We start from the raw sequence: 18,674 nt of genomic DNA, 5'->3' as shown, positions 1-18,674 counted from the left end.
ATAATAGGAGAGAACGATATGGAATGGACAGAGATGATATTACCTTTGGCAAGCGGCTTTGCGATCGTAACAGCCGCAATGCCTTTGTTTATCGGCTATTTTCAAATGAAGAAATACGGACAGGAAATACGTGGTGACGGCCCTAAATGGCATAACGTAAAGGCTGGTACACCAACGATGGGTGGGTTTGTATTTTTGATTTCTGCAATGATCACTGCAATTTGGGTAGGGGCATGGCAAAATCAACTGACTGCTTCATTGTTCATTCTTTTGTTCATTACCTTGGTTTATGGTGCATTAGGATTTCTTGACGATTTCATCAAGATTTTCCGCAAAAGAAATATGGGCTTAAACTCGCTGCAAAAATTGATTGGACAGATTTTAGGCGGACTCGTCTTTTACTTTGTTTTTCGAGCGGAAGGCAATGCAGACGTGTTAAATTTCTTTGGGATCGATGTACCACTGTCGATCTTTTACGGAGTGTTCGTCATCTTTTGGCTGGTCGGTTTTTCAAATGCAGTCAACTTGACCGACGGTATCGATGGTCTGGTCGCAGGACTGGGCACGATTTCTTTTTCAACTTACGCACTGATTGCTTGGCGGCAAGATCAAATCGATGTATTGATCGTTTGTCTAGCAATCATTGGCGGATTGATCGGCTTCTTTCCGTACAATCGCAAACCGGCTAAAATTTTTATGGGGGATGTCGGCTCGCTGGCTTTAGGCGGTCTGCTGGCAGCAATTTCGATTCTTTTACACCAAGAATGGACCCTCTTGCTTGTCGGACTGGTCTATGTTTGTGAAACAGCAAGCGTGATGCTGCAAGTTGCCTCATTCAAATTAACGGGCAAACGAATCTTCAAGATGTCACCCATCCACCATCATTTTGAAATGAGCGGATGGTCTGAGTGGAAGATCGACACTGTTTTTTGGTGTATTGCGTTAGGTTGCTCGTTGCTCACAATAGCCCTTGTATGGTAGGAGATGAAGAAAATGAAAAAAATTAAAACATATCAAAATAAAAAAGTTCTTGTGCTAGGATTAGCGCGTAGTGGATTCAGTGCGGCCAAATTGTTACATGATTTGGGCGCACTTGTGACCGTTAATGACGGCAAGCCATTTGCTGAAAATCCCGAAGCACAAGATCTTTTGGCGTTAGGGGTCAAAGTGATCACTGGCAGCCACCCAATCGAATTATTGGATGAAGGCTTTTCGTTAGTTGTGAAAAATCCAGGAATCCCTTATTCACAGCCCCTTGTTCAAAAAGCTTTAGAGAAAAAAATTCCTGTAATCACGGAAGTGGAGCTAGCGTATCAAATCTCTGAGGCTCCGATTATCGGCATTACTGGTACGAACGGAAAAACCACCACAACGACCATGATCGCCAATGTCTTAAACGCAGGGATGCAAAAAGGGCAGGCACTGCTTTCTGGGAACATTGGGTTTCCTGCAAGTTCCGTTGCTCAAACGGCCAAAGCGGAAGACCGATTAGTCATGGAATTGTCTAGCTTCCAATTGATGGGGATCGATACTTTGCGACCAAAAATCGCCGTGATCACCAATATTTATGAAGCCCATATCGATTACCATGGCAGTCGTCCAGAGTATGTCCTAGCAAAGTGGCGATTGCAACAGCGAATGACTGCAGATGATTATTTGGTGATCAACTGGAACCAGCCAGAACTAGAAGCACTGTCGACAAAATCAAAAGCGCAAATCATTCCTTTTTCCACCAAGGAAAAAGTAGCAGGCGCGTACATGCTTGACGGTATCCTCTATTATAAAGAAGAAGTGATTATGGCAGCTGATGAACTTGGCGTGCCAGGAGATCATAATATTGAAAATGCATTAGCAGCGATTGCTGTCGGTAAACTTTGCGATATGCCAAACGAAGCCATTAAGCAAGCGTTACAAACCTTTACAGGCGTGCCCCATCGGACTCAGTATGTCACCACCATCAATCAGGTGAAATTTTTCAATGACTCCAAAGCAACAAACATTCTAGCCACAGAAATGGCATTAGGCGGCTTTGACAATGAGAAACTGATTTTATTGGCAGGTGGTCTGGATCGGGGGAACAGCTTTGATGACTTAGTTCCCGCACTAAAAGGGCTAAAAGCCATCGTGTTGTTTGGTGAAACAAAGGAAAAATTAGCCGCTGCTGCTCAAGCAGCAGGGGTAAAAACAATTGAAATGACAGACAATGTTGAAACAGCCGTCCCATTAGCCTTTTCTTTAAGTGCTGCTGGAGATACGATTTTATTGTCACCTGCGAATGCAAGTTGGGATCAATACCCTAATTTTGAAGTTCGCGGCGACAAATTTATGGCGGCAGTAGCAGAACTTAAATAGAAATGAGTGACGGATATGAAAATACTTGTGACTGGCGGCGGTACTGGCGGACATATTTATCCAGCGTTGTCTTTTGTCGATTATGTAAAAGAGATTGACCCGACAGCCGAATTTTTATACATTGGTGCAACAAGGGGCTTGGAAAATAAAATCGTCCCTCCAACAGGTATTCCTTTTAAAACATTAGAAATCCAAGGCTTTAAGCGTAAGTTGTCCTTCGATAATGTAAAAACGATCCAACTTTTCATGAAAAGTTATTACGCAGCCAAAAAAATCATCAAGGAGTTTCAACCGGATGTGGTGATCGGCACCGGCGGCTACGTTTCTGGCGCGGTGGTCTTTGCTGCAGCGAAGTTGAAAATTCCTACAATTATTCATGAACAAAATAGTGTTCCCGGGATCACGAATAAATTTCTAACCAAATATGTGGACAAAATCGCCATTGCCTTTCACGATGCGTCCCAGTACTTTCCAGCGAAGAAAACGGTGCTGGTGGGGAATCCCAGAGGTCAAGAAGTACGCAACAGTCAAAAGTCAGCGATCTTGTCTTCCTACGATTTAAATCCGGCGAAAAAGACGGTCTTGGTTTTTGGTGGGAGTCAAGGAGCACTGAAAATCAATCAAGCGATCATTGATGCGCTGCCGCTGTTTGCTCAAAAAGAGTATCAGCTTCTCTATGCGTCAGGTGAACGGTATTACAAAGAGATCGAAGAAAAAATCGGCATGTCAAAAGATGCCTTTCCTAATATCAGTATTCGCCCTTACATTGATCAGATGGCAGAAGTGATGGCAAATAGTGATTTGTTGATTGGACGAGCAGGAGCCACATCGATCGCAGAATTCACTGCATTAGGGATTCCAGCGATTTTGATTCCTAGTCCTTATGTGACCAATGACCACCAAACGAAGAACGCCCAAAGTTTAGCCAATGCAGGAGCAGTCAAAATGATTGCCGATCATGAACTAAACAGTCAAAACCTCGTGGAAGCAGTAGACAGTATCATGCAAGATGAAGCCCTTCGTAGTAAGATGGCAAAAGCCTCAAAAGAACAAGGGATCAGCGATGCCTCAGAACGATTATTTCGACTTGTGCAAGAGGTAATCAAATAGTACAATGTGTGGGATAGAAAGGAGCGATTATCATTAGTAAAGACAAAACACCTCATGATGATCAAACCCCCTCGTCAACGGAAGAGTTGACCCCTTGGCAAAAAGAAAATCTAAAGTATTTGCAAGAAAAAGGCAATCAGCCAGCTTGGTCTTCTCCTGCTCCTGAAGAAACAGAAGATTCGTCCAAAGACCATGAAGACGAGCAAGAAGAAACATTTTTTGAAGCAGATGAAGCAATGGAAGAGTCTGTTGATGAGAAGGAAGCATTGCCAGAGCCAGAAAATAAGGCCCGCTCCTTTGCTGATCGGCTGCCTAACCTAAAGGCGTACCGCAACCAAGTGTTGATTCGCCGTTTAGCCTTGATTATTGGATTGTTGATGATTCCTTTATTGATTGTTTTGTATTTCGTTTCGCCCCTTAGTCGTTTGGCGAATGTGGTCGTCAAAGGCAATCATGAAGTATCCGCAGAAGCAATTCTCGAAAATTCGGACCTAACCGTCAATGAAGAGATGTGGCCGCAATTTTTCGAACGTAATCAAAGCGTGTCTGCCATCAAAAAAGAATTGCCACGTATAAAAAATGCCTCAATTTCTCTATCTGGTATCAATCGCTTCGATATCACTGTCACTGAATTTCAAGAAGTTGCTTTACTAGCCCAAGATGGTGGCTATGCGCCGGTTTTAGAAAATGGCGTTGTGTTAGATGAAATCAGTGAGCAGCCAGTGGAAGGATTGCCGGTTTTAGAAAATTTTTCGGCTGAAGATAAAATCAAAGCAACACTTAGTGCCTATCAAGAATTAAGTTCAGAAATTCGCGATGGCGTTTCTCAAATCAAATATACCCCCCGTGACAGCAATGATGAGCTGCTGACTCTCTTTATGAATGATGGCAATCAAGTGATCGTCAACATTTCGAATATGGTGAGTCAAATGCAGTATTATCCGCAAATTGCCAAAGATTTGACCGAGGACAGTATTGTGGATATGGAAGTTGGAATCTTTACTTACCCAATTTCAAATACACAAGAAGACGATGCAGACGAAAATCAAACAGCTGATAGTGATTCTTAGGAAAAATTCAAGAGTTTTTTTCATTAACTTGTTTCTAAAAAGCGCCATTATATGGTAGAATTGGTAACAGTGAACAAATTATTCGAATGAACTCTAAAAACGGACTGTGATGGTTCGCTATATATCCAATTTAAGTAGGAGGGAACCCCATCCATGGCAAAAACGGGAATGTATGTTGGCCTTGATATCGGTACGACATCTGTAAAAGTTGTAGTAGCCGAATACGTTGACAGCCAAATGAATATCATTGGTGTAGGTAATGCAAAATCAGAAGGAATCAACCGTGGGATCATTGTAGATATCGATAAAACGGTACAAGCCATTCAAAGAGCAGTAAGACAAGCAGAAGAAAAAGCAGGAATTCAAATTCGCAGTGTAAGTGTTGGTGTACCAGCCAATCTTCTTGAAGTGGAAAATTGTCAAGGAATGATCGCTGTCAATAGTGAATCAAAAGAGATCACCGACGAAGACGTGCGTAATGTTGCCTCCGCAGCACTCGTTCGTTCTACCCCTCCTGAAAGACAGATCATTGCTATTTTACCGCAGGAATTTACCGTTGATGGTTTTGAAGGAATCAAAGATCCTCGTGGCATGATCGGGGTTCGCCTAGAAATGTTTGGTGTTGTGTATACAGGACCAAAAACCATCATTCACAACATTCGCAAATGTGTTGAAAAATCTGGTCTGATTGTTAATGAAGTAGTCATTACGCCATTAGCACTAACGGAATCGATTTTATCAGACGGTGAAAAAGATTTTGGTACGATCGTCATCGACATCGGTGGCGGCCAAACAACCACAGCAGCGATGCACGACAAGCAATTGAAATTCACCCATGTGAACCAAGAGGGCGGCGAATTTGTCACAAAAGACATTTCGACGGTTTTAAATACCTCTTTCAACAATGCAGAAGCATTGAAGATCAATTATGGGGATGCGTATCCTGAACGCACTTCAGCCAGCGAAGAATTTCCGGTTGATGTGATCGGAAAATCAGAACCAGTGAAAATCGATGAACGCTATTTATCAGAAATCATTGAAGCCCGTATGGAACAAATCTTCACCAAATCAAAAGAAGTCCTAGACGAAATCGATGGACTTGATTTACCGGGTGGCGTGATCTTGACTGGTGGCGCTGCAAGTCTTCCTGGTGTCGTAGATCTTGCTCAAGAAGTATTCGAAACAAACGTCAAGCTTTACGTTCCTAATCATATGGGACTTAGAAATCCTGTTTTCACGAATGTGATCAGTATCGTTGACTATTCGGCAAACTTAAGCGAAGTGTACCAGCTTGCCAAAAGTGCGATCACTGGTGAAAAAACAGTGGCGCAACAGCCCGTTGCTATTCAACAACAAGAAGTGCATTACGAACAATATGAAGCGCCAGAAGAAACTTATGAAGAAGCAGAAGAAGAGAAAAAAGGTGAGTCGATCACAAACCGAGTAAAAGATTTCTTCTCAAATATCTTTGAATAATCTAAAACGATTCTCAGGAGGAAGATAAATTATGGAATTTTCAATTGATAATAACATCAATGACGGCGCTGTGATCAAAGTCATCGGAGTCGGTGGCGGTGGCGGCAACGCAGTTAATCGTATGATCGAAGAAAATGTCAAGGGCGTAGAATTTATTGCAGCCAACACTGACGTTCAAGCGTTAAAAAACTCAAAAGCAGAAACAGTCATTCAATTAGGCCCTAAATATACCCGCGGACTTGGTGCTGGCTCTCAACCAGAAGTTGGTCAAAAAGCAGCGGAAGAAAGTGAAGATTCTATTCGCGAATCATTAGAAGGCGCAGACATGATTTTCATTACCGCTGGTATGGGTGGCGGAACCGGAACAGGTGCTGCACCGATCGTAGCGAAAATCGCTAAAGAAATCGGCGCGTTGACAGTCGGTGTCGTTACTCGTCCGTTTACATTTGAAGGACCAAAACGTGGCCGTTTTGCGGCTGAAGGCATCGCTAAATTAAAAGAGAATGTCGATACCTTATTGATCATCTCAAACAACCGTTTATTAGAAGTTGTTGACAAGAAAACGCCAATGCTTGAAGCATTCCGTGAAGCAGACAATGTCTTGCGTCAAGGGGTTCAAGGGATCTCAGACCTGATCACTGCACCTGGCTATGTCAACTTAGACTTCGCTGATGTGAAAACAGTAATGGAAAATCAAGGCACAGCCTTGATGGGAATCGGTGTTGCTAGCGGGGAAGAACGTGTGATCGAAGCAACGAAAAAAGCGATCTCTTCACCATTACTAGAAACGTCGATCGATGGCGCAGAACAAGTGCTATTGAACATCACTGGCGGATTGGATATGACTTTATTTGAAGCACAAGATGCTTCTGATATCGTCGCTCATGCGGCAACAGGCGACGTAAACATTATCTTAGGTACATCAATCAATGAAGACTTAGGCGATGAGATCCGTGTGACAGTCATTGCAACCGGCATTGACCCTTCAAAAAAAGAACGGGGTTCTCGCTCTAGCAGACAAAGCCAAGGTCAAATTCATTCTATCCCTCAAAAACCAACATTAGATATGGATCAAGCACGCCCAGCGCAAGCAGAAGAAAGCAATGGCTTTGGTGATTGGGATATCCGCAAAGAACAAAATGTACGACCTAAAGTAGAAGAAAACACATTTGAAAATGTAGAAAAGAAAGAATTCGATACCTTCAGCCGTGATGAAGTACGTTCGAATGATGACGACGAATTAAGCACACCACCATTTTTCCGTCGTAAACGCTAGGGGGCAGAGCACATGATTTCTGAGAACTTGCACAAGATTCAGCAAGAGATACAGGATTCCTGTGCTCTTGTTTCTAGAAATGCCAATGATGTCTGTTTGACAGCTGTGACAAAATCCGTCGATACAGAAACAACAAGAGTCCTTTTAGAAAATGGTGTGCGGGATTGTGCAGAAAATCGAGTAGAAAAACTACTTGAAAAGAAGGCAGCACTAAGGGATTATCCAGATGTCCGTTGGCATTTTATTGGCAATTTGCAACGCAGAAAGGTAAAATCAATTATAAATGAGATTGATTTTTTCCATGCGTTAGATTCAATCAAACTGGCACAAGAAATTCAAAAACGAGCAGAGCATCCGATCAACTGCTTTGTGGAAGTGAATGTTTCGCAGGAAGCAACGAAACAAGGGATTTTTGTTGAAGAGGTAATGGCTTTTATTGAAGCACTTGCTTCGTTCGACAAAATTCGTGTTGTTGGATTGATGACGATGGCCCCGCTCACTGCTTCCAAAGACGAGCAGCATCAGATTTTTAAAGAATTAAAAAGGATTCAACAACAGATCGCTGACCTGCATCTTACACATGCCCCTTGCTTAGAAACGAGTATGGGAATGAGTAATGATTTTCCCATTGCGATTCAAGAAGGTGCAACATTTATTCGTGTAGGAACAGCATTATTTCAATAAAAAAGGAGGTTGACCGATGTCGCTCAAAGAGAAACTGACCAATTTTTTTGGATTGACTGACGAAGAAGATTACTACGAAGAAACATTTGCCACGGAAGAACCGGCACGCACAGCGTCTAAACAAGCTGTGAACCAAGGAGGAGCTTTTACAGCCCCCAGAGCAACCACGAATACGTATGCATCTGGCCAAGCGGCAACACGTACAACAAGTCAACCACAAAATCAAGCCTATCAATACAGACAGCAACCACAAGCAGCTGTCTATCAACAAGCCTCAGCTGCGGCTGAACGGGTAAGACCGGTGACGAAGACGGAAGAAAAAGTCGTTCCGATGGCACAACAAAGAAGCAATACGAGAGTCAAAGAAACAAAAGCAAAAGAAACACCCGCACAAGCAGCTGGTAAAATAACGATCGTAGAGCCACGCGTTTATTCCGAAGCGATGGGTATTGCCAAGCAGGTCATCAATGGGGATGCTGTACTTGTTAATTTTCATTTAATTGAAGAGTACCAAGCTCGTCGAATAGTTGATTTTTTAACAGGAACAGTGTACGCTGAAGATGGTGATATCAAGCGTGTTGGCGATGAAATTTTTCTTTGCACGCCTAAGGGTATGGAAATTGAAGGCACTGCCCAAACATTAGCAGATACCAATTTTTTTGATATCTAAAGTGAGGAGGAACGCCAATTTTATTTTTGAGATTCGTTAAATTACTAAGTGATGCTGTTTATCTGTATACCATTTTATTAGTGATCTATGCACTTTTGTCTTGGTTTCCAGGAGGGTATCAATCCGCTTTTGGCCGTTTCTTAGCAAAAGTGTGTGAACCGTATTTGAGTTTATTTGATCGATTGAAATTAAGTTTTGCTGGTATTGATTTTACGATTGCGTTTGCAATTATCGTCTTACAGCTAGCATCACAAGCATTGATATTGATCTTACAATCAATTTTATTTTAACGTAAGGGGTGGTTATCGGTGAACGCAAATGTCTATCAACATTTTCGAAACGATGAACGCCCTTTTATTGATTCCGCTCAAGGATGGATCGAACAAGTGCAAATGCAGTATGCGCCTTACTTAACTGATTTTTTAGATCCGAGACAAGCGTATATTTTAGAAAGCTTGATTCGTCAATCAACGGATTTAAGCTTCCGCTTTTTTGGTGGTTACGAAGCTGCTGAAAGACGACGTTGTTTGATTTATCCCGATTATTATGAGCCCACCACCGATGAGTTTGACATGACTTTGTTTACGATTCAATACCCGAAAAAATTTACGGTGTTGAGTCATGGAAAAGTTTTAGGCACGTTAATGGGGACTGGAGTCAAGAGGGAATACTTTGGAGACATTCTTTCCGATGGTGAAATATGGCAAGTATTCGTTGCCGCTGAAGTCAGTCATTTTATCCAACTCCAAGTGGATAAAATCGGAAACGTCTCGGTGCGCTTGGAAGAAACAAAATACACCGAGTTGATCGTTCCTAAAGATGGCTGGACCGAGGAAAGAGAAACGGTTAGTTCATTGCGTCTTGATACAGTGATCTCTGCCGTATACAACATCTCACGTCAGCGTTCGAAACAGTTGATCGAATCAGGAAAAGTAAAAGTAAACTGGACAGAAGCACTACGACCAGATTTTGTTCTGGATTTACTGGATATCGTTTCAGTAAGAGGATTTGGTCGGATTCAAATACAGGGGTTAGAAGGAACCACGAAAAAAGAAAAAGTTAGATTGTTATTAGGTGTATTACGTAAATAAATCAAAGAGGTGTATAGAATATGGCATTAACTCCATTAGACATTCAAAATAAAAACTTTTCAGTAAAAATGAGAGGATACAACCAAGACGAAGTCGATGACTTTTTGGATATGATCGTCCGCGATTATGAAGAAGCGGTTCAACGCAATCGCGAATTAGAGAAATCATTGAAACACGCCGAAGAAAAACTAGAGTATTTCAATGAACTGAAAGACGCCTTGAACCAATCCATCATCGTGGCTCAAGATACCGCGGATAAAGTAAAAACAAGCGCAAGCAAAGAATCAGAAGTGATTGTTACGTCTGCCCAAAACCGTGCGGATGAAATGGTTGCTACTGCAGAAAAACATGCCCATGCCTTGATGACCTCAGCGGAAGAAAAAGCCAAAGAGATTTTGACGGATGCAACAGACAATGCCCGTCAATTGGCAACAGAAACAAATGACTTGAAGAAGAAAACCAGAGTCTTCCACAACAACTTATTGGTTATGTTACAAACCCAATTAGAACAAGTGAAGAGCCCCGAGTGGGAAGAGATTTTGGCGCCATTTTCAAGCTACGTGCAAGATTCCCATCAAGTAATCAGAGAAGTTTTATCAAAAGAACTTGACAGTGAAAATGGTTCTGGAGTAAACTCAGAAGCAGTGGACACATTTGATGTGGACGTTGTTGAATCAGATGAAAAAATCGTTGATGTAAGCGAAAGCCCTGAAGTGAAAACATTAGATGATGCGAGAAACTTATTAGACGAATTGAACAAAACAGATAACAACTAAGACACAGAACAGAAAAATTTCTTATATTTTTCAAGCGAGTTTGGGAGAGTGGAAGCCAAATAAAACCCTGTAAGAAATCAGATCATCTGTGAGTTGCGTTCTTTAAAGAGCCGATTATCCAAAGACTCAAGTAGAGAACGACGCCTGATCCCGTTACCGATCATCAAAGAATTGTCTAACGACAATAAAAATTTGGGTGGTACCACGAACACGTTCGTCCCTTGCCAGGGACGGACGTGTTTTTTGCTGTTCATCATCTGCTCTGGTCCGCAATGCGGAACAGAGCAGATGATGAACAGTACTAGGCGACCGTAGGGAGCGTAGTAACCAAACGAGGAATCACTAGGATTGATTTTTAAAATCAGTGAGACCTAAACACAAGGAAGTCATGGCAACCAATCCATTTTGATACGTTCAATAGAAGCAATTGATTGGTCGAGTCAATGGATTTAGAAATTATACGGAAACGTAGTGAGACGAAAAGGAGCGAAACAAGAATGAAAATGAAAGAAACACTGCATCTTGGAAAAACCGCTTTTCCAATGCGAGGCAACTTGCCGAACCGCGAAGTGGATTGGCAAAAAGAATGGGAAGAAAATCGATTGTATCAACGCCGTCAAGAATTAAATGAAGGCAAGCCAACCTTTGTCTTACACGATGGTCCTCCTTATGCAAATGGGAACATCCATATCGGACACTCATTGAACAAAATCAGTAAAGACATTATCGTACGTTCCAAATCAATGTCAGGTTTCCGTTCCCCTTATGTACCTGGTTGGGATACCCATGGTTTGCCGATCGAGCAAGTGTTGACAAATAAAGGAATCAAGCGCAAAGAAATGAGCTTGGCAGAATACCGCAAAAAATGTGAAGAATATGCTTTGACCCAAGTGGATACACAAAGAGCTGACTTCAAACGTTTAGGGGTTTCTGGTGACTGGGAGCACCCATACATCACACTGACGCCCGATTATGAAGCTGCAGAAATTCGCGTTTTCGGAAAAATGGCAGAAAAAGGCTATATCTACAAAGGATTAAAACCAATCTACTGGTCACCATCTAGTGAATCATCACTAGCAGAAGCCGAGATCGAATACAAAGATGTGAAATCACCATCGATCTATGTTGCTTTCCCAGTCGCAGATGGCAAAGATTTGCTTGATTCAGATACATCTTTTGTTATCTGGACGACGACGCCATGGACCTTGCCAGCGAATCTAGGAATCTCTGTGAATCCAACCTTTGCCTATGTTCAAATCTTGGCTGATGGTCGTAAATTTGTCGTGGCAAAAGATTTATTAGAAACCGTGACGAATGAGATTGGTTGGGAATCTGTCGAAGTATTGCAAGAATTGGCAGGCGATCAATTAGAAAAAATGACGGCGCAACATCCTTTCTATGACCGTACGTCTCTGTTGATGTTAGGGGATCATGTGACATTGGATGCCGGTACTGGTTTGGTCCACACTGCACCAGGACACGGGGAAGATGACTACATCGTCAGCAAAAAATATGGGCTAGATGTCTTATCGCCAGTCGATAGCCGTGGGGTCTTCACAGAAGAAGCACCAGGATTTGAAGGGGTCTTTTATGACAAAGCCAATCCAATGATCACTGAGCTTTTAGAAGAAAAAGGGGCGCTATTAAAACTAAACTTCTTTACTCACAGCTATCCACATGATTGGCGGACGAAAAAACCAGTCATCTATCGGGCAACGCCACAATGGTTTGCTTCAATTGATAAGTTCCGTCAAAACATTTTGGATGAGATCGAAAAAGTAGATTGGATCATTCCATGGGGCAAAACCCGTTTATACAATATGATTCGCGATCGCGGCGACTGGGTGATCTCTCGTCAACGTGCGTGGGGTGTACCATTGCCAATCTTTTATGCAGAAAACGGCGAAGCCATCATCACGCCTGAAACGATCGAGCATGTGGCAAACTTGTTTGCTGAACATGGTTCAACGATTTGGTTTGAAAAAGAAGCCGAAGAATTGCTGCCGGCTGGCTTCACGCATCCAGGCTCACCAAACGGTAAATTCTCGAAAGAAACTGACATCATGGATGTTTGGTTTGATTCAGGTTCTTCTCACGAAGCCGTGTTACGTCAACGTCCAGAATTGACGTTCCCAGCTGACATGTACTTGGAAGGTTCTGATCAATATCGCGGGTGGTTCAACTCAAGTATCACAACTAGTGTGGCGATCAATGAAGTCGCACCATACAAAGCCGTCTTGTCTCAAGGCTTCACCTTAGATGGCGAAGGCCGTAAAATGAGTAAATCTCTTGGAAATACCATTGCACCAGAAAAAGTGATTAACCAAATGGGTGCGGATATTTTGCGCCTTTGGGTCAGCAGTGTTGACTACGAAGCGGATGTCCGAGTGTCTATGGATATCTTGAATCAAGTATCAGAAGTCTATCGGAAAATTCGCAATACCATGCGTTTCTTATTGGCTAACACGAATGATTTTGATCCAGAAAAAGACAGCGTACCATTTGAAAACTTGCGTTCTGTCGATAAATACATGATGGTTCGTCTGAATCAAACGATCAAAACGATCCGAGAAGATGGTTATGAAAAATACAACTTCTTGCATATTTACCGAACAGTCATCAACTTCTTGACAGTCGATATGTCATCCTTCTATTTGGATTTTGCGAAAGATGTCGTTTATATCGAAGCTGAAAATGATTTCCAACGTCGCGCCATGCAAACCGTCTTTTATCAAACAGCGGTTGCGTTGACGAAATTACTGACGCCGATCATTCCCCATACGGCAGAAGAAATCTGGTCACATTTGAAAGAAGAAGAGGAATATGTCCAATTAGCGGAGTTCCCTGGCTATGATACATTTGCTAACCAAGAAGAGCTGCTTGATTTATGGCGTGCTTTCCTTGATTTCCGTGACAATGTCTTAAAAGCATTGGAAGAAGCGCGTAATGCAAAACTGATCGGGAAATCGTTTGAAGCAAAAGTGACTGTCTATCCAACCGAACCGGTTGCGGCATTACTAAAAGCCATTGATTCAGATATCGCTCAGTTGCTGATCATTTCACCGGACTTCTTAACGATCAAAGAAGCAGGTGAAGCAGCACCAGAAGCGGCTTACCAATTCGAAGACGTGGCGATCTTAGTGGAGAAAGCCGAAGGTGAAGTCTGCGAACGTTGTCGTCAAGTCCGTGTGGATGTCGGTGTAGAAGAGCAACTACCAACACTTTGCGGCCATTGCGCAGCCATCGTCAAAGAGAACTATCCTGAAGCGGTTGCAGAAGGCTTTGAAAAATAAAAAAAACGGAATAAGATGATCCCATTGCGGGTCATCTTTTTTTTTTGAAATCAATCAAGCTTGTTCCTTGAAAATGGGACATAAGTAGCTGTTTGTGACATCCAAATGAGAAAATCCGCGTTAATTGATAACGATTCTCATTTGTTTGCAATAATTTTACGATAGTTTATTGTATAATAAAAAAACCTTATTAGACGAAGATTCCTGCCTGTGATTTACAAGTAACTACTTGTTCAATGGATGTAAGTAACCCTTGAAGGAAGAAAACAACGAGATCCGATCAAGTAAAAAAAACTTGCCAGATAGAAAATCAGGTTGTAAACTGTTAAAAATCGGAATATTCAGAAAATTGAAAGAAAGTGTGATTCCATGAGTGATTTAGAGATGATGAAAACAACGAACCAAACGATGTACGATGCCGCTTTTGAAAAAGATGCTTGTGGGATGGGGTTCATTGCTCAGAAAAATGGTCATTATTCCCGAGAGCTCGTCCAAAATGCCTTAACGATGTTAGAACGGATGAATCATCGAGGGGGAACTGGCGCTGAACCTGACACGGGGGACGGAGCAGGAATCTTGATGGCGATGCCAGATCCTTTTTTTCAGCAGCGGGCAAAAGAGGCAAGAATCCCATTGCCTGAAAAAGGCGCCTATGCTGTTGGGATGTTTTTTTTACCGAAAGAAAAGCTCCGAGCAGCACAGGTCCAAGAAGAAGTAACTAAAGACATTCAACAAATGGGTTTTACGGTTTTATGGCAGCGTGACGTTCCATATGATTATTATCAGTGTGGGCCAGGGGCGCAAAAAGTCATGCCATCTTTCGTGCAAGTCTTTATTGAAAAGCCTGTCGATGTAGCAGCTGGCCGTCCCTTTGAAGATCAGCTTTATCGGCTACGGCGTAAACTGGAAAAAACATATCATACCGATGAGCTGTCTATCTGCAGCTTGTCCAGTAAGACAGTTGTTTATAAAGGGATGCTGCATGCCTATCAAGTTGGCTTGTTTTTCAAAGATCTTCAAAGCCCAGAAATGACTTCGAGTATTGCTTTGACTCATTCTCGTTTTTCAACGAATACCTTTCCAAGCTGGAGTCGGGCGCAACCTTTTCGTTTCTTAGCCCATAATGGCGAAATCAACACGTTACGCGGGGCGGAAAATTGGATGCATGGACATCAGATCGAAGTCTACGATGACGAAAACTCCGATTCTGCGAAGCTGGAAAATTGTATGGAATACTTGTATCGTCAAGGTCGGGACATTCCCCAAGCACTGTTGATGATGGTGCCAGAAGCGTGGTCTAAAGAAGCTGGCTTGACGCCAGAACTGACGGCTTTTAATGAATACAATGCAAGCTTTATGGCTCCTTGGGATGGTCCAGCAGCTTTATGCTTTACCGATGGGGAGATGGTGGGAGCTGCCCTTGATCGTAATGGATTGCGACCATCTCGCTACTCGATCACGAAAGCTGGTTTTGTTGTCGTGGCCTCTGAGTCAGGAGTGGTGGATTTACCAGCGTCGGAAGTGATTGAAAAAGGGGTGCTTGGACCAGCAAATATGTTTTTGGTGGATACCCAAAAAGGGATGATCTTACGAAATCAAGAAATCAAAGCGCATTATGCGAATGCCCATCCTTACCAGGAGTGGCTAGCGGAACACCTATTGACACCAGAGTTGCTTCCTGGGACTGAGAAGCAGGAGGAAACAGCAGACGATGCGATCCAGACCCTTTGGAAACGAAATGGCTACACGGATGAGATCATACGCACGTTGATCTTACCAATGGCTCAAACGGGAGAAGAACCAGTGATCTCCATGGGGTTTGATTCACCCTTAGCTATTTTGAGCGAACGTCCCCAATCCTTGTTTACGTACTTCAAGCAACAATTCGCCCAAGTGACCAATCCACCCATTGATGCGATTCGCGAAAAATTAGTGATCGGTACCGAGCTGTTTTTAGGTCGAGATGGGGATGTTTCAAAGGACATCCGAATCAATTGTAATAAGCTGAAGATTGCTAGTCCTGTGTTAAAAACGAGTGAATATGAAAAGATCAAACAGTTAAATCAAAATGGTCAAAAAGCGGTTTCACAGTCGATTCTTTATGATTATGTACCAGAAAACGGGGTAGCTTTGCAACAAGCGTTAGAAGCGCTTTTTAAAGAAACGGAGCAAAAAATCGATGCTGGGGCAACGATCATCATTTTAAGTGATCGGGAAGTCATCCAAGCGCAAGAAGGAAAAGTGGCGATTCCGATTCTCTTGGCGGTATCAGGCCTGCACAATTATTTGGTGCGAAAAGGCAAACGTTCCTTGGCATCGATCGTTGCGGATACTGCGGAAGTCTGTGAGGTCCATCATTATGCCATGTTAGTCGGCTACGGAGCAAGTGGGGTTCATCCTTATGGGGCTTACCAGACATTGGCGCACTTTGAGCTTTCAGAGAAGATCGAAAGTTACCGCAAGGCATGTGAAAAGGGCATTGTCAAAATCATGTCACGAATGGGAATCTCAACGATCGCCGGTTACCACGGGGCACAATTGTTTGAAGCGGTTGGTATCTCTGAGAAAGTCATCGCTGAATATTTTACCGGCACGGTTACCCGTATCGGTGGTCTCTCGTTAGCGCAAATCGAGCAAGAATATCTGACGCGTTATGAGGCCGCATATGGTGAAAAACGAATGGATTATCTTGATTCTGGCGGTAGTTTCCAGTACAAAGCCGATGGGGAGCATCATTTGTTCAATCCAAAAACGATCTATGGGTTCCAAAAAGCCGTTCGCACAGGCAGTTATGAGCTTTATAAAGAATATGCGGCGGAAATGAATCAAGAGGCATTGGACCATCCAACGACGTTACGGTCTATGTGGACCTTTGCGAACACAAGACGCAGTATTCCGTTAGCTGAGGTGGAGCCTGTCGAAACGATCGTCAAACGATTTAAAGTCGGGGCGATGTCCTACGGCTCACTAAGTGAAGAAGCGCATCGCTGTATTGCTGAAGGAATGAATGCGATCGGGGCAAAATCCAACAGTGGAGAAGGTGGCGAAAACCGAAATCGTTTCAAACCAGTGGATGGCATTAATTATAATAGTCGTATCAAACAAGTAGCTTCTGGCCGTTTTGGTGTCAACGCCGAATATTTAATGAGTGCAGATGAACTTCAGATCAAAATGGCGCAAGGGGCGAAACCTGGAGAAGGCGGTCAATTACCAGGCAATAAAGTCTTCCCGTGGGTCGCCGAGATTCGAGGGTCTACGCCTGGTGTTCGATTGATTTCACCGCCACCACATCACGACATTTATTCGATTGAAGATCTAGCCCAGCTGATCTATGACTTAAAAGCCATCAATCCGTATGCACGGATCAATGTCAAATTGGTTTCTAGTACGGGCGTGGGTACGATCGCTACCGGTGTCGTCAAAGCTGGCGCAGACGTAGTCGTGATCTCAGGCTATGACGGTGGGACTGGTGCTTCTCCGAGAAATTCGATCCGTGATGCCGGCTTGCCTTGGGAGATGGGGCTTGCAGAAGCCCATCAAACGTTAGCTATGAATCATTTGCGGCAGCGAATGACCTTAGAGACAGATGGAAAATTGATGACGGGTCGGGACATCGCCATTGCTGCTCTTTTAGGAGCAGAAGAATATAGCTTTGCCTCTTTAGCGCTAGTTGCGATTGGTTGTGTCATGATGCGGGTATGCAGTATCAATACATGTCCTGTCGGCATTGCTACACAGAACCCAGCGTTGCGAAAATTTTTTGCTGGAAAACCTGAGCACATCATCAACACGATGTACTTTTTAGCAGAAGATCTACGGGAAACGATGGCTGAGTTAGGCTTTCGTACCATCGATGAGATGGTAGGACATGCGGAATTGTTGACACCACGCTTCGTTGCTAAAGGCAAAGCAAAATCATTAGACTTTTCGAAAATGATTGGGACGACGATCCCAATCGAACGCAAAGTGACCGATCCATTCCTTGAGAAACGTCAATGGCCAGAATTAGATGCTTTTGCACAAGCTGCTATCGACAACAATCAAGAAATCGTGACGAATCATACGATTAATAATGTTCAACGCTCAGTCGGCGCGCGTTTAGGAGGCTGGATCGCGGAACGTTTTGGCAATTATGAAGTTACGCCAGGTCTGTTACAGTTTACGTATCGAGGTATTGCTGGACAAAGCTTTGGGGCTTTTGCCACCCAAGGCATCCAGTTGAAACTGATCGGTGAGGCCAACGATTATGTAGCCAAAGGGTTAAGCGGTGCCCGCTTAATCATTGTGCCACCTGAAGATGCCGCTTATGACGCAGAGCATTCACCAATTGTTGGTAATGTAGCGTGCTTCGGGGCAAATCGAGGCGAAGGCTATTTCCGAGGCATTGCTGGCGAACGCTTTTGTGTTCGTAACAGTGGAGCCAATGTCGTTGTCGAAGGTGTTGGCGATCATGGCTGTGAGTACATGACTGGCGGTGTCGTGGTGATATTAGGAAAAACCGGCCGCAACTTCGGTGCTGGAATGTCCGGTGGCGTGGCGTATGTTTACGACCCCGATCAAACCTTTGCCGATAAATGCAATCGGGAAATGGTTGATTTATATCGGATTGGCGAAAGCGGCGATGACCACCAACTAAAAGAGATGATCCAGCAGCATTTCGCCTATACAGATTCATTGAAGGCGGCTGAGATCCTAGAAGATTGGGAAAATCAGCAGCACCATTTCATCAAAGTCTATCCGACAGAATACCATCAGATGATCCAAGCGACGGAGACCTTGGCGGACCAAGGGTTTGTCGGAGATGAACTTGTGACGAAAGCCTTCGAAGCTGTCGTCGGTCCACAATTGACCATCCCAGGAAAGGAGCGTGACTAAT

At 43.4% G+C, this 18,674-nt stretch carries 13 protein-coding genes; all 13 read left to right on the top strand.

Features of this window, described 5'->3' with window-relative positions; all coding sequences use genetic code 11:
• Positions 1-18: 18 nt before the first annotated feature.
• The 13 genes from mraY (at position 19) to gltB (ending at position 18,673) form a co-directional block, all read left to right on the top strand.
• Positions 19-981, top strand: a complete 963-nt coding sequence (gene mraY, locus A5867_RS13680) for a phospho-N-acetylmuramoyl-pentapeptide-transferase (protein WP_010749769.1) — start codon at positions 19-21, stop codon at positions 979-981.
• 12 nt (positions 982-993) lie between these two features.
• Complete coding sequence (gene murD / locus A5867_RS13675) at positions 994-2,352, top strand: UDP-N-acetylmuramoyl-L-alanine--D-glutamate ligase (protein ID WP_087627817.1); 1,359 nt, start codon at positions 994-996, stop codon at positions 2,350-2,352.
• 15 nt (positions 2,353-2,367) lie between these two features.
• On the top strand, positions 2,368-3,462 hold the full coding sequence (murG, locus tag A5867_RS13670; RefSeq protein WP_010749767.1) for an undecaprenyldiphospho-muramoylpentapeptide beta-N-acetylglucosaminyltransferase: 1,095 nt from the start codon (positions 2,368-2,370) through the stop codon (positions 3,460-3,462).
• Between the two features lie 86 nt (positions 3,463-3,548).
• Positions 3,549-4,532: a cell division protein FtsQ/DivIB gene (locus A5867_RS13665; protein WP_016608748.1), complete on the top strand. Its 984-nt coding sequence runs from the start codon at positions 3,549-3,551 to the stop codon at positions 4,530-4,532.
• 153 nt (positions 4,533-4,685) lie between these two features.
• Positions 4,686-6,008, top strand: a complete 1,323-nt coding sequence (gene ftsA, locus A5867_RS13660) for a cell division protein FtsA (protein ID WP_005228814.1) — start codon at positions 4,686-4,688, stop codon at positions 6,006-6,008.
• 31 nt (positions 6,009-6,039) lie between these two features.
• A complete protein-coding gene (gene ftsZ, locus A5867_RS13655) occupies positions 6,040-7,284 on the top strand; it encodes a cell division protein FtsZ (protein ID WP_005228816.1) in 1,245 nt (414 codons plus the stop codon).
• Positions 7,285-7,296: 12 nt separating this feature from the next.
• Positions 7,297-7,968, top strand: coding sequence for a YggS family pyridoxal phosphate-dependent enzyme (locus tag A5867_RS13650; RefSeq protein WP_087627816.1), 672 nt, complete (start codon positions 7,297-7,299; stop codon positions 7,966-7,968).
• 16 nt (positions 7,969-7,984) lie between these two features.
• On the top strand, positions 7,985-8,638 hold the full coding sequence (sepF, locus tag A5867_RS13645) for a cell division protein SepF (protein ID WP_010749764.1): 654 nt from the start codon (positions 7,985-7,987) through the stop codon (positions 8,636-8,638).
• 26 nt (positions 8,639-8,664) lie between these two features.
• Positions 8,665-8,928, top strand: coding sequence for a YggT family protein (locus tag A5867_RS13640; RefSeq protein WP_005228822.1), 264 nt, complete (start codon positions 8,665-8,667; stop codon positions 8,926-8,928).
• 18 nt (positions 8,929-8,946) lie between these two features.
• Positions 8,947-9,729, top strand: a complete 783-nt coding sequence (locus A5867_RS13635) for an RNA-binding protein (protein WP_010749763.1) — start codon at positions 8,947-8,949, stop codon at positions 9,727-9,729.
• Positions 9,730-9,749: 20 nt separating this feature from the next.
• Entirely contained in the window at positions 9,750-10,505 is a 756-nt protein-coding gene (locus A5867_RS13630; protein ID WP_005228824.1) for a DivIVA domain-containing protein, read from the top strand.
• A gap of 497 nt (positions 10,506-11,002) precedes the next feature.
• Complete coding sequence (ileS, locus tag A5867_RS13625) at positions 11,003-13,798, top strand: isoleucine--tRNA ligase (RefSeq protein WP_074933477.1); 2,796 nt, start codon at positions 11,003-11,005, stop codon at positions 13,796-13,798.
• Between the two features lie 369 nt (positions 13,799-14,167).
• Positions 14,168-18,673: a glutamate synthase large subunit gene (gltB, locus tag A5867_RS13620; RefSeq protein WP_170927539.1), complete on the top strand. Its 4,506-nt coding sequence runs from the start codon at positions 14,168-14,170 to the stop codon at positions 18,671-18,673.
• Position 18,674 lies beyond the last annotated feature (1 nt).

It is taken from the genome of Enterococcus sp. 6D12_DIV0197, from assembly GCF_002174385.1.
Lineage (GTDB): Bacteria > Bacillota > Bacilli > Lactobacillales > Enterococcaceae > Enterococcus_D > Enterococcus_D casseliflavus.
The sequence above is the reverse complement of the archived record's forward strand: the minus strand, read 5'-3'. Positions and strand labels throughout refer to the sequence as shown.

Bases quoted from the DNA above. Each gene is read 5' to 3' on its own strand.
- mraY (WP_010749769.1), top strand. From the start codon at position 19: ATGGAATGGACAGAGATGATATTACCTTTGGCAAGCGGCTTTGCGATC.
- murG (WP_010749767.1), top strand. From the start codon at position 2,368: ATGAAAATACTTGTGACTGGCGGCGGTACTGGCGGACATATTTATCCA.
- A5867_RS13630 (WP_005228824.1), top strand. From the start codon at position 9,750: ATGGCATTAACTCCATTAGACATTCAAAATAAAAACTTTTCAGTAAAA.
- ftsA (WP_005228814.1), top strand. From the start codon at position 4,686: ATGGCAAAAACGGGAATGTATGTTGGCCTTGATATCGGTACGACATCT.
- murD (WP_087627817.1), top strand. From the start codon at position 994: ATGAAAAAAATTAAAACATATCAAAATAAAAAAGTTCTTGTGCTAGGA.
- sepF (WP_010749764.1), top strand. From the start codon at position 7,985: ATGTCGCTCAAAGAGAAACTGACCAATTTTTTTGGATTGACTGACGAA.
- ileS (WP_074933477.1), top strand. From the start codon at position 11,003: ATGAAAATGAAAGAAACACTGCATCTTGGAAAAACCGCTTTTCCAATG.
- A5867_RS13650 (WP_087627816.1), top strand. From the start codon at position 7,297: ATGATTTCTGAGAACTTGCACAAGATTCAGCAAGAGATACAGGATTCC.
- gltB (WP_170927539.1), top strand. From the start codon at position 14,168: ATGAGTGATTTAGAGATGATGAAAACAACGAACCAAACGATGTACGAT.
- ftsZ (WP_005228816.1), top strand. From the start codon at position 6,040: ATGGAATTTTCAATTGATAATAACATCAATGACGGCGCTGTGATCAAA.